Consider the following 11,692-nt stretch of genomic DNA (forward strand, 5'->3'; position numbering starts at 1 on the left):
TCAGACACTTCCTTATTGTTAAGGGTTTCTTCTGCTCCACATTCAGATCTGCTTCGCCGTCGGGCCAGACATGTCTTGACGGATGAGACCAAGCAATAAGTTACTGGAATGGTGGCAGTGAGAAAATAAGGGGCCCCTTGCCGAACAGCATGACAAGGGGGCCCTTGCTTGATTTTGCCCCATCAACGGTTGTAGCGGTAAGCGTCCCAGACTCCAAGCAGATACTGGATGCCCATGGCGCGGTCATAAAGGCCGTAGCCTGGCCGCGGTCTACCGGCCTCCGTGTTCTCGCTCCACAAATGCCGTCCGTGGTCGGGGCGGATGTAGCCCTGGTAATCGGCCTCGGCGTAAGCCTTCATGATGCCGACGGTGTCCACGTTCCCCTCGCTGGCCCGGTGACCCACCTCGTAGAAAGAGCCCTGCTCGTCGGTGAACCGGATGTTGCGCACGTGGCTGAAGTAGATCCTGTCCATGAAGGTCTTGACTGCATCCACGGCATCGTTACCCCGTCTGGATGAGAAGGATCCCAGGCACAGGCACAGTCCGTTGCAGGGGCTGGGATTCAGATCCAGCACTCGTTGGATCCCCTCCTTGCTGGAGACCACGCGCGGCCAGCCGAACAGGTCGAAGGCAGGGTCGTCGGGGTGGACGGCCAGCTTGACCCCGTAGCGCTCGCAGGTGGGGATCACAGCATCCAGGAAGTACTTGTAGTTGGCGTACATCTGCTCGTGGTCCATTCCCTGATAGGCCTCCATCAGTTCAGGCAGATGGGCGAGCCGTTCAGGTTCCCAGCCGGGAACAGTCAGGGATCCGGCCCCCTTCAGGGTTTCGTCGATGATGCCTTGTGGGCTGAGCTGATCCACCTGGTGCTGGTTGTAGTAGAGGGCGGTGGACCCGTCTGGGCAAGGGTGGAACATCTCCGTGCGCAGCCAGTCGAAGACCGGCATGAAGTTGTAGGTGACGACTTTGACCCCGGCCTTGCCCAGGTTGGCTACAGTCTCGATGTAGGCGTCGATGGCCTGGTCCCGGCTGATTCCGAGGACCGTCGAACCGGTCTTGATGGACTCATGAACGTTGACAGACTCAACCACGTCGGCGTTGAAGGTCTTGGTTATGCCTGCCGCCCGATCCCTGGCGGACAACTCGGTGATTGTGGCCATGGCATCTTCAATTTCGTCCGGCTGCCAAACCTCGCCCGCCTGTTTATGGTGCAGGGACCAGACGATGGTCTCCACCCCAGGAATCTGACGAATATCGTCCAGGCTGATGGTGTCGTTGCCCTGGCCATACCAGCGGAATCCCATGTGCATGATGTTTTTCTCCTTACATCCGGATCGGGCGGACCCGGTCATTGTGTGCCTTGTTCAGTCAGCGGACTGCCGATGTTACCAGGCGCTTGCAGCCTTGTGAAGGGTGCTCGCTACAGCGCCATTGCCCTGGCACATGGCGGTCAGGAAGGTCTCGATTTTGTCGGCCAGCGGGGTGGCGTTCAGATCGGTTCCGAAAATGGAGGTATCGGCCAGGATGGACTTGATGGTCGTCGCCAGAGTCTCCTTCCTGGCTGACCCATCGAGTGGGATGTCGACCAGAATACTTTGAAGCTCCTCCAGGCGCGGGTCCGGGCTCAGCTTGACCGGCCGTCCGGCATCGTCGGTTCCGTTGCCTTCCGAACCGATCAGCAGCCGCAGCCAGGCGGCGATGATCAGCGGGATGGCTTCCAGATCGGCTGTGTCAAGGTCCTTGGCTCGGATGTACTTGCTGATGGTGATTCCGTATCTGACCGGAATCTTCTGGGAGGTGTCGGCGCAGATGCGTGCCGGTGTATCGGGCAGGCCGGGATTGGGGACCCTGATCTCGATGACTTGGCGGAGGAATTCCTTGGGGGAGAAGATACCCGGGTCCTCGACCACAGGCAGTCCTTCCACATACCCCAGGCGGGTGACCAAGGCCTTGAGGTCCGGGTCGGCGATGGTCTTTGACATGGTCGGATACCCCAGAAGCATCCCGAAGACGGCCAGGGCCGTGTGCAGGGGGTTCAGGCAGGTGGTGACCTTCATTTGATCGGCGGCGTTGACCGTATCCTTGTCGGCCATGTAGACCCCTGCTTTCTCCAGAGGCGGGCGGCCTGCAGGGAAGTCGTCCTCAACTACCCAATACCAGGTTTCCTCGGTGTTGGTATAGGGGGCCATGGCGGTTCCGCCCCTGGTCCGGAAGGGTTCCGCGTCGGCGATGCCCAGAGCCTTGAGGCGACGACCCACCTCCTTGTCGGGGTTGGGAGTGATTCTGTCGATCATGGTCAGCGGGAAGGTGATCTTGTTCTTGTCTCTGAGGTAGTCGCCGAAGCCTTTTTCGGCCAGGCCCCTTCCTATCCACTCGTCAGCCATCTGTCTGACGGCTTGGCCGAACCGCTCCCCGTTTCGTGAGAAGTTGTCGGTGCTGACCAGGGCCAGTGGAAGGGCACCGGCCTGGTAGCGCTCCAGCAGGAGGGCCGTGATGACTGCGATGGCGCTCTTGGCTTTATCAGGTCCGCCCTCGAATTCAGGAGCGATCCACGGCAGCGGCCGACCTTGGGAGTCGACCAGGGCATAGCCTTTTTCGGTGATGGTCGTGGTGACCATCTGCAGGCTGGGGTTGCGGAAGACAAGCCTCAGATCATGCAAGGGCTTCGGATCCTCGCCCAGCGGGTAGGCGCCCGCAACGGAGGCGACCAGGGAGGTTTTCATGGAGCCGTCCGCTTTCAGGATGACCTGAAGATAGCGGTCGTCGAAGGGGGTGTAGGCCTGATCGACAATGGCGGGGTCGAAGGATTCGGCCACCAATATGCCTCGGTCGGTGGCGCCTGAATCCAGAAGTTTTTGGGTAATGGGGGCGTGAACCGCCCTGAAGAGATTGCCGGCCCCGAAGTGGACCCAGGTAGGCGAGCGCTTGGTGGCCTGGCGCATGGCTTCGATGTCGTAGGTTGGCAAAGTCACGCCGGCCTTCTGCCAGGCTGCGGACTCATTATGTATATCGTCACTAAGGTGAAGCATCAGTGCCTTCCTTTATCAAAAAAACATATCGCGGAGACCAGGCGTAAACGCTTGCCCATCCTGCTTCCGAACCTATCAAGTTGGTGCCTGTCTGCTTTCGTAGTTGCAGTTTGTTTCTCATCAGACTGCTGTCGGCTGCCATAGAACCGGGAAGTCACTTATACTTGGATGCCAGGAAGTGCTCGGCGCCGTTGGCGTGTATTTCATGCGATATGGGGCAGACGAAGGAAGGCTGATACGTATAAATGAAGACCGGAGCAGATTCGGGTAGCGATTCCTCCACGGACAACCGCCGTATCACCATATATGATGTGGCTCGCCAGGCCGGAGTGTCCCCTTCAACGGTCTCGCGTACCTTCTCGCGCCCGGATCGGGTCAGTATTTCGACGGCTCGAATGGTTCAGAAGGTCGCTGATGCACTGGGCTATCACAGCGATATCGTCGACAGCCGGTCAGGTTCGCAGGGCAGGGGGCTGGTTGCGGTCGTTGTGCCCGACTTGGGCAATCAGTTTTTCACCGGCGTCATTCGCAGCATTCAGGACGAGTGTGAGCGCTTCCGCTTTGAAACCCTGATTCTTGATACCCGCGAGTCCATCACCCGGGAGCGCAGGATCGTCGATACGGTCGCTCCCGTGGTCTCGGGAATCATCCTGGTCTCCCCAAGGATGCCCGATGCCATGATCCGAAAGTGCGCCCAGCTGCGTCCCTTGGTCAGCGTCAACCGTGACGTTCGCGGTGTATCCAGCATTAGCATCGACGTGGCCAAGGGGGCCTGCCAAGCGGTCGACTACCTGTACTCATTGGGTTACCGGAGTCTCACCTATTTGGATGGTCCCGCGGCCTCATGGTCAGGAGGTATCCGGTGGCGGCATATCTTCAATGAATGCGACACCAAGGGGATGAGCGTCAAGCGTTCGCTGCCTTGCGCCCCTACCTTTTACGGAGGCTATTCCTTCGCAGAGAAGTATATGGACGACCCTACAGGTGCGGTCATCGCCCATAATGATCTGATGGCAATCGGCCTGATTGTGGCCCTCAGAAGGCTTGGTTGCGAGTGCCCTCGTGATATCTCTGTCATCGGGTTCGACAACGACACCATGTCCATGGTGAGCAGTCCGCCTCTGACCACCATTCATATGTCCCTTTCAGTCCTTGGGCGGGGGGCTGCCGACCTCCTTATGCAGCGCCTTTCCGGAGCCAACCTGTCTGTAGCCCCGACGGTTCCGGCCCGTCTGGTCATCAGGCAGAGCACGGGTGCCAGGTCGAGCAAGCCTTTGGGCCGGAACGGGGCAGAGAAGGAATCCCGGTCATGAGCGGTCATAACCGTTCCAGGCGTGTCACGATCAGAGAGGTGGCTGACAAGGCAGGAGTCTCCCCCTCCACGGTATCAAGAGCATTCGCTCGGCCTGATAGGGTCAGTGCGGCCACAACCAAGCGGATATTCGCTGCAGCCGACGCACTGGGGTACTATACGGAGCCGGTCGATACGGTTCCGTCCAGGACGCTGCGGGGCATGATCGCCATCATCGTTCCTGACATCGCCAACCAGTTCTTCTCCGACATCATCCGTTCTGTACAACACGAGTTCAATCTGGCTGGATTTGCCCTTATCGTCGCTGAATCCGAGGAAAGTGCCAGCAGAGAGCGGCAGGCCTTCAACAGGATTGCCGCCTATGTGGACGGGGTAATTCTGACCTCATCGAGAATGCCTGATGCCATGATCCGCAAGTGCGCCCAGACCAGGCCCATCGTCGTGGTCAACCGGACTGTGCGTGGGGTGCCCAGTGTGGCCATAGATATCGGCACTGGTATCCGTCAGGCCGCGCAACTGCTGGTTTCCATGGGTTTTTCACGGGTGACCTATCTCGATGGACCTTCCGCATCATGGTCTGTGGGAGTCAGGTGGAATCACACTTACGAAGAATTCCACAAGCGTGGAGTGGCTGTTCGACGAATTTGGCCGGGTCTTCCCACCTTCGTCGGGGGTTATGCCTTGGCGAAGCAGTATCTGAATGATCCCACAGGTGCCGTCATTGCCCACAATGACCTGATGGCCTTGGGTTTCATGGCTGCCATGCGTCGTCAGGGTATTCGCTGTCCGGACGACTATGTGATCATCGGATTCGACAACGACACTATGGCACAGGTAAGTGATCCGCCATTGTCCAGCGTGGGTAACACCCCGCCGAAACTGGGAAAGACAGCAGCAGGCATCCTTCTGGATCGGCTGAATGGCCGAACTAATCCGGCGCAGAGCATCACGATTCCCTCACGCCTGATCGTCAGGGAGAGCACGGGTAAGGCTACGTCGGATTCCTGACCAGGAAAGGTTCCGGCAAATCATGGCAACATCAAGACCGTCCCTTTTCAGGCGTGCATAGGCTGACTAATAGCATATGTGAGTTCCGATCGTGTGACTGTTCCGCCTGTCCGTTGGTCTGTGCAGGAGGATTTTGAGCATCGCGGAAATTCGAATGCCGAACTTGCTGTTTTCGACTAAGGAGTTTGTGGTGGCTTTTCTGGATGACGATTTTCTTCTCGGGACGCAGTTGTCTCGGGAGTTGTTCCATGATGTGGCTGAGAATCTTCCTCTGGTGGATTATCATTGCCATCTGCACGCCAAGGAGATTTATGAGGATCCCAACTTCGATAATATTGTCGATGCCTGGCTGACGGATGGCCACAATTATGGAGACCATTATAAATGGCGGCTGGAGAGGGCCAATGGCGTTCCGGAGCGGCTGATCACAGGGGACGGTGACCCTTGGGACAAATTTATGGCTTATGCCCAGACCATGGAACAGGCTGTGGGTAGCCCGGTCTATCTGTGGACGCACATGGAGCTGCAGAGGTACTTCGGCATCTCCGAACCCCTGACCACCAAGACCGCAAAGTCCATCTTTGACCAGACGAATGAAGAGCTGGCCACCCCGGACTTCTCGAGAAGAGCGCTTCTGCGTCGCATGAACGTCAAGATCGTCTGCACCACGGATTCCCCTGAGGATAATCTGGAGTATCACGATCGATTCGCCAAGGAGGGGGAGCCCTTTAGGATGGTTCCCGCCTTCCGTCCGGATGCGGCCCTGAATCCGACCGCCAAAGGGTATGGCGATTGGATCGGCACAATGGAGTCGGTTTGCGGCAAGCCGATCAATGACTTCAGCGGACTGGTCGACGCTCTGCGTGATCGGGTGGATTACTTCCACCGGCATGGTTCCAGACTCTCCGACCATGCTGTCGATGTGGTGGAGTTCGCTCCGGCGACTGCTGAGGACCTGGATGCCATTTTCAGCAAGGCCAAGGCCGGACTAGGCCTGGACAGGCATGAACAGGCCCAATATCGTGCGGCCATCCTTCTTGAGCTGATGCGAATCTACAAGGATAAGGGCTGGACCATGCAGCTGCACCTTCAGGCCAGCCGCAACAACAACTCGACGGCTTTCCAGAAGCTTGGAGCCGACACGGGTTACGATTCCATGGCTGACAACTCGGTTGCCGCCCCCCTTGCCGCCCTTCTTGACCAGGCGCAGAGTTCGAACATCTTGCCCAGAACCATCGTCTATTCCCTCAATCCCAACGACTACATGGCCATAGCCACTGATTTGGGCTGCTTCGGAGGCGATGACAGGGGCCAGCTTCAGTTGGGCAACGCCTGGTGGTTCAACGACACCGTCACCGGGATGCGTCGGCAGCTCGAAGTTCTGGCTGAAACCTCGCTCCTGGGCAATGCGGTAGGGATGACCACGGACTCCCGCAGCTTCCTGTCCTTCCCCAGGCATGAGCTCTTCCGCAGGGTGCTCTGCGGGCTCTTGGGCGACTGGGCCGCCCAGGGCATCATACCTGATGACAAGGAGTATCTGGCTCCTCTGGTGCGTGCGGTCTCCTATGAGAACGCTCTGGCCCTTTTCGAGGGCTAAGGCCCGAGCAGCCGGCAGGGTAGTCTTGCGCTATACGATTCCTGTCCGTCCCTGGTTCATGCGATTTGGTGGCGGACAGGTCGATTCGCGGACAACCAGCGTGTTGGGCAGGATGGCTCTCGGATCTACGGCCTTGCCTGACCTGGTATCCAGGATCATCTTCGCCGCCCTGGCTGCCATCTCGGTCAAAGGCTGATGGATGGTGGTCAGAGCGGGGCCCATGAACGCCGCAGTCTGTATGTCGTCAAAGCCGACGACTGAGAGTTCATCGGGGATGCTGATTCCCAGGTGCTTGGCTGCCTTGTAGACTCCCATGGCCAGGAAGTCGCTTTGGGCGAAGATGGCGGTGGGACGATCGTCGAGGTTCAATAGCTCCATGGCGAATCGTTCACCGTCGGCCACGCTGAATTGGCCCTGGCGTATCAATCTTGGATCGGATTCCAAACCAGCCTCGTGCAGGGCGGTTCGGTAGCCGTCAAGGCGTGCTATGGAGCACATGACCCCATCTGGTCCTGTGATGGTGCCAATGCGTTGATGACCCAGCTCGATCAAATGGCGTGTGGCGAACAGACCGCCCGACCAGTTGTCTGATTGAACTGACATGGTCCCCAGGACGGGGTTTCCCCATGGGTCGACGAAGACCGCCGGTATGCGGCGGGATGCGAATCGTCTGGACAGGTCAGCTGATGGATTGGAAAAGATCAGGATGGCTCCCAGAGGCCTGCGGGCCAGGACCTCGTCCAGCCAGGTTGTGGACAGAAGGCGAGGATCGCCTATCTCGCTCAGAACCAGCCGAATTCCGCGGCTGGAGGTTACCTCGGCAGCCCCGTCCAGGAGGTTCAGGGTCCATGGATTGTCTAGATGCTGCAGGGCCAATTCAATTAGGTTGGAAGAGGTCCCGATTCTGTCAGACTTGAAGTACCCGAGCTGATCAATGGCTTCCTCAACCCGTTCGCGAGTCTTGTCGGCCACATCGCTCTTCCCGTTTATCACCTTGGACACAGTGGCGATAGAGACTCCGGCCAGACCTGCGACATCGGCTAAGGTTGGATTCTTGCCATTTTGGGACGACGATTTCGGGCTCACAGTTCCCCCTAGCATCATGGATTGAACAGAAACAGTATAACGAAAAGTTTCGGTCATTTTCGGACTAGAATGTGATGAAAATGTGAATTTATCGGTAATGATTTTTCCGTGCTTAACCTGGGAATAAAGACGATAAAGCGGTCATTGCAGGCATTGTCCTCAATAGTTAGACGATTTGACTGTGAGGGATGTCACAACTACTATCGAAAATAGCGAAAATGATATTCGCAAAATCAATGAAGATTATCGAAAGGCAGCTGGTATGAGCTGGAGAACAAAAGGGAAGCAAGCCTTGAGCGTTTGTGCCGGGCTGGCTATGATCATCGGTCTATCGGCTTGCGGAGGCAGCGGTAATTCCTCCTCGTCAAAAGTCGCCAAGGAAAACAGTGGCATGACGATGAGCGATGTGAACAAGGCGCTCAAGTCCGACAAGAAGGTGACACTGAACTTCTGGACATGGCGTTACGACATCGAGCAGGCCAATATCGACGCCTTTCAGGCTAAGTACCCTAATATCAAGATCAACGTGACGCAAACCGGTGCTTCGTCAGATCACTACACGAAGTTTCAGAACATATTGAAGTCAGGCAAGGATGTTCCTGACATCGTCCAGCTGGAGTATGACTACCTGCCCCAGTTCGCAGTGACGAATTCCCTTCTGAACTTCGCGGACAAGAGCATTGAGTCCGACATGGGCAAACTTTACAATGACGCAGCCTGGAAAAATGTCCATGTAGCCGACGGACTGTATGGCACCCCGTTGGATCAGGGGCCCGAGGTCATGTTTGTTCGTCATGACGTTCTGGATCAGTTCGGTCTGAAGGTGCCTACCACCTGGAAGGAATTCGAAGAAGAAGGCATCGCCCTGCATAAGGCCGATCCCAACAGGTACATGAGCTTCATAGACACCACCGATGTTCGCTACATGGCTTCCATCATCCGTCAGTCCGGCGCCAAGCCATGGACCGTCAAGGGCGTTCAGGATGTGACGCTTGACATGACCAATTCCAAGGTCAAGGAGGCCGTCGATTTCATTCAAAAGCTGATCGATGAGGATGTGCTTGAGCCGGTGGCCAATAAGAGCGACCAGTACAACCGCGGATTCGCCCAGGGCCGATGGGGCATCCAGTTCGATGGTTGCTGGAAGGGCACCTCCTTCGTCCAGCAGCAGCCCTCTCTCAAGGGGAAGTTTGAAGTGGCCCTCCCGCCGGCATGGGGTGATGGATCCACTGGTCTGAAGACCGGCGAAATAGGCGGATCGCTGCTTTCCGTGACCTCAAAGTGTGCCAAGGAGAAGCAGGCCGCAGCCGTCGCCTTCATCAACTGGATGGGTTCGGATAAGCAGTCCATCGATCTTTTCCAGAAGACGGGAAGCTTCTTCAACGCGGCCAAATCCTTCCAGACGGACAAGGATGCCGCCAATGTGCCCAACGACTACTTTGGCGGTCAGAAGGTCAATGCGGTCTACTTCAAGTCGGCTGATGCCCTCAATGCCGACTGGTCGGTTCTTCCCTTCAACTCACAGTACGCCACGGACTTCAAGGATATTGTCGTGCCGCAAATGAAGAAGGGCGGAGACCTGTTCGGCTCCTTCTCCAAGTGGCAGTCTTCCCTGAAGACCTATGCCGATGGGCAGGGCTTCAAGATCACCGCCAAGTAGCAGTGGATATAGCCCCGCAGGCCGGCTTGGCCTCGGGGCTTCCATTTTGAACTTTCAAGAAAGGAAAGCGCCATGAGCGCAGCGAGTGTATCCGCGGGACCCGGGTCTCGGGTGAAATCGCGCAAGGAACGGCTCCAGCACATTGGAATGTTGTGGTGCCTGCCTTACGTGATCGTCTTCCTCGGCGGAACGATAATCCCGATGGTCTATGCCTTTTATCTGGGTCTGTTCAAGCAGCAGATGATAGGCGGCGAGCAGTTCACAGGCTTCGCCAATTACATCAGGGCCCTGAAGGACCCCCTGCTTTGGGACGGTTTCAAGCGGGTTGCCGTATTTGCGATCATTGAAGTGCCGCTCATGACCTTCCTTGCCCTCCTGGCGGCCTTGATGCTGGATTCCCAGAGGATTCGGCATGTGGCCATCCCGCGCATCCTGCTCTTCCTGCCCTATGCGGTTCCCAATGTCATCGCCGCTCTGATGTGGAGCTACATCTACGGCACCGACTATGGCCTGATTGGACAGTTCTTCAGACTCTTCAACGGGCACGCGCCCAATATGATGTCCAAGGAGCTGATGATCTTCGCCATGATCAACATCAGCATCTGGGTATCCATGGGGTACAACACCTTGATTTATTATTCGTCCTTGAAGGCTCTGCCCGAGGAGCTCTACGAATCGGCCAGAGTGGACGGAGCGTCCGAGTTCAGAATCGCCTGGTCCGTCAAGATTCCGCAGATCCGTTCCTCGGTGGTCATGACCCTGCTCTTCAACATCATCTATGCGCTGCAGCTGTTCAACACCCCCAGCATGATGCAGACCATTGCGCCTGAGGTCGTGACCAGCTACTACACGCCCAACCTGTACACCTATTCCCTGGCTTTCAGCGGCAATGATCTGAATTACGCGGCTGCAGTCTCTCTGGTCGTCGGTCTGTTCACCATGATCATCATCACCGTTGTCAAGACCCTGGGCAACCGCTGGGAGGAGAGGTAAACCATGTCCAGTACACAAACCGAATCCCGACCCAGGCCCGCCCAAAGGCGGTCTGCATCACTGAGCAGGCGGGATGCTAAATTAGCGCGGAAGGATCATGCCATAAGGCTGCGGAAGGCCTCCGGTGGCAATGGCGTCCCGGTCCGTCTGACCCCAGCGCAAAAGGTCATGGATATCCTCCTGCACCTGATCATGCTGATCATGGTCATTTACTGTCTGATCCCCTTGATCTGGCTGGTCTTCTCCTCGACCAAGACCAATGAGGGACTCTACAGCTCCCCCGGGCTTTGGTTCTCTGACCAAAACGCCTTCTTCCAGAATATCCATGACGTGTTCGTTTTCCAGGATGGAACTTACGGCCGTTGGCTGATCAACACCCTGGTCTATGCAATCGTAGCCGGCTTGGGAGCCACGCTCTTCGCCACTTTCGCCGGGTATGCCATTGCCACCATGAAGTTCCACGGCCGTAAAGCCCTGCTTTGGGTCACGCTGATTTTCATGTCGATACCTTCTACGGTCATCACGGTTCCCCTCTTCCTCCTGTACTCGAAGATAGGCATGACCAATACACCGTGGGCCGTCATCATTCCTCAGCTGTCCAACCCCTTTGGTCTGTACTTGATGATCATCTATGCTCAGACTTCCATCCCCATATCCCTGGTGGAGGCCGCGAGGATCGATGGCGCCAACACCTGGACCATATTCTGGAAGATTGCCATGCCTCTGCTTGCCCCCGGTTTTGTTACCACACTCCTCTTCGCCCTGGTCAGTGTTTGGAACAACTATTTCCTGCCTCTGATCATGCTCTCCGATGTCAAGGACTACCCACTGACTGTGGGCCTGAACGTCTGGATGAAGATGGGGGGCGACGCCACCTACCATGTGGTGCCCAACAATATGATTCTGACAGGGTCACTGATAGCCATCGTGCCGTTGATCATCGCCTTCCTCTTCCTGCAGCGGTACTGGCAATCCGGTCTTTCGGCCGGCGCGGTCAAGCAGTGAGG

At 57.0% G+C, this 11,692-nt stretch carries 9 protein-coding genes; 6 read left to right on the plus strand and 3 right to left on the minus strand.

Annotation, left to right across the window (positions count from 1 at the left end; translation table 11 throughout):
• Window positions 1–182 precede the first annotated feature (182 nt).
• Together H3T88_RS01430 and H3T88_RS01435 are read right to left on the minus strand one after the other, a co-directional pair.
• Window positions 183–1,310 carry a mannonate dehydratase gene (locus H3T88_RS01430; RefSeq protein WP_198203299.1) on the minus strand — a complete coding sequence of 376 codons (1,128 nt, stop codon included), beginning with the start codon at window positions 1,308–1,310 and terminating at the stop codon, window positions 183–185.
• 75 nt (window positions 1,311–1,385) lie between these two features.
• Window positions 1,386–3,029, minus strand: a complete 1,644-nt coding sequence (locus H3T88_RS01435) for a mannitol dehydrogenase family protein (protein WP_198203300.1) — start codon at window positions 3,027–3,029, stop codon at window positions 1,386–1,388.
• Window positions 3,030–3,274: 245 nt separating this feature from the next.
• Here H3T88_RS01435 and H3T88_RS01440 point away from each other — a divergent pair, with 245 nt between their 5' ends.
• From H3T88_RS01440 to uxaC, 3 genes are all read left to right on the plus strand, one after another.
• A complete protein-coding gene (locus H3T88_RS01440; RefSeq protein ID WP_198203301.1) occupies window positions 3,275–4,342 on the plus strand; it encodes a LacI family DNA-binding transcriptional regulator in 1,068 nt (355 codons plus the stop codon).
• Window positions 4,339–5,349: a LacI family DNA-binding transcriptional regulator gene (locus H3T88_RS01445; RefSeq protein WP_015022377.1), complete on the plus strand. Its 1,011-nt coding sequence runs from the start codon at window positions 4,339–4,341 to the stop codon at window positions 5,347–5,349. Before H3T88_RS01440 ends, H3T88_RS01445 begins: the two co-directional genes overlap by 4 nt.
• 190 nt (window positions 5,350–5,539) lie before the next feature.
• Window positions 5,540–6,946: a glucuronate isomerase gene (gene uxaC, locus H3T88_RS01450; protein WP_110417856.1), complete on the plus strand. Its 1,407-nt coding sequence runs from the start codon at window positions 5,540–5,542 to the stop codon at window positions 6,944–6,946.
• A gap of 30 nt (window positions 6,947–6,976) precedes the next feature.
• Here uxaC and H3T88_RS01455 read toward each other — a convergent pair whose 3' ends face one another.
• A complete protein-coding gene (locus H3T88_RS01455; protein ID WP_015022375.1) occupies window positions 6,977–8,032 on the minus strand; it encodes a LacI family DNA-binding transcriptional regulator in 1,056 nt (351 codons plus the stop codon).
• A gap of 391 nt (window positions 8,033–8,423) precedes the next feature.
• On the opposite strand from H3T88_RS01455, the gene H3T88_RS01460 reads away from it, so the two are divergent.
• The 3 genes from H3T88_RS01460 to H3T88_RS01470 all read left to right on the plus strand — a co-directional run bounded on the left by H3T88_RS01460 (window position 8,424) and on the right by H3T88_RS01470 (window position 11,690).
• Window positions 8,424–9,692 carry an ABC transporter substrate-binding protein gene (locus H3T88_RS01460; protein WP_157930023.1) on the plus strand — a complete coding sequence of 423 codons (1,269 nt, stop codon included), beginning with the start codon at window positions 8,424–8,426 and terminating at the stop codon, window positions 9,690–9,692.
• A gap of 72 nt (window positions 9,693–9,764) precedes the next feature.
• Entirely contained in the window at window positions 9,765–10,685 is a 921-nt protein-coding gene (locus H3T88_RS01465; RefSeq protein ID WP_110417617.1) for a carbohydrate ABC transporter permease, read from the plus strand.
• Window positions 10,686–10,688: 3 nt separating this feature from the next.
• A complete protein-coding gene (locus H3T88_RS01470) occupies window positions 10,689–11,690 on the plus strand; it encodes a carbohydrate ABC transporter permease (protein WP_015022372.1) in 1,002 nt (333 codons plus the stop codon).
• Window positions 11,691–11,692: the final 2 nt, after the last annotated feature.

Source organism: Bifidobacterium sp. W8110 (assembly GCF_016101375.1).
Classification (GTDB): Bacteria; Actinomycetota; Actinomycetes; order Actinomycetales; family Bifidobacteriaceae; genus Bombiscardovia; species Bombiscardovia asteroides.

Excerpts from the sequence above, each read along its gene's own strand:
- H3T88_RS01430 (WP_198203299.1), bottom strand. The coding sequence starts at position 1,310 with ATGCACATGGGATTCCGCTGGTATGGCCAGGGCAACGACACCATCAGC.
- H3T88_RS01435 (WP_198203300.1), bottom strand. The coding sequence starts at position 3,029 with ATGCTTCACCTTAGTGACGATATACATAATGAGTCCGCAGCCTGGCAG.
- H3T88_RS01440 (WP_198203301.1), top strand. The coding sequence starts at position 3,275 with ATGAAGACCGGAGCAGATTCGGGTAGCGATTCCTCCACGGACAACCGC.
- H3T88_RS01445 (WP_015022377.1), top strand. The coding sequence starts at position 4,339 with ATGAGCGGTCATAACCGTTCCAGGCGTGTCACGATCAGAGAGGTGGCT.
- H3T88_RS01460 (WP_157930023.1), top strand. The coding sequence starts at position 8,424 with ATGACGATGAGCGATGTGAACAAGGCGCTCAAGTCCGACAAGAAGGTG.
- H3T88_RS01465 (WP_110417617.1), top strand. The coding sequence starts at position 9,765 with ATGAGCGCAGCGAGTGTATCCGCGGGACCCGGGTCTCGGGTGAAATCG.
- H3T88_RS01470 (WP_015022372.1), top strand. The coding sequence starts at position 10,689 with ATGTCCAGTACACAAACCGAATCCCGACCCAGGCCCGCCCAAAGGCGG.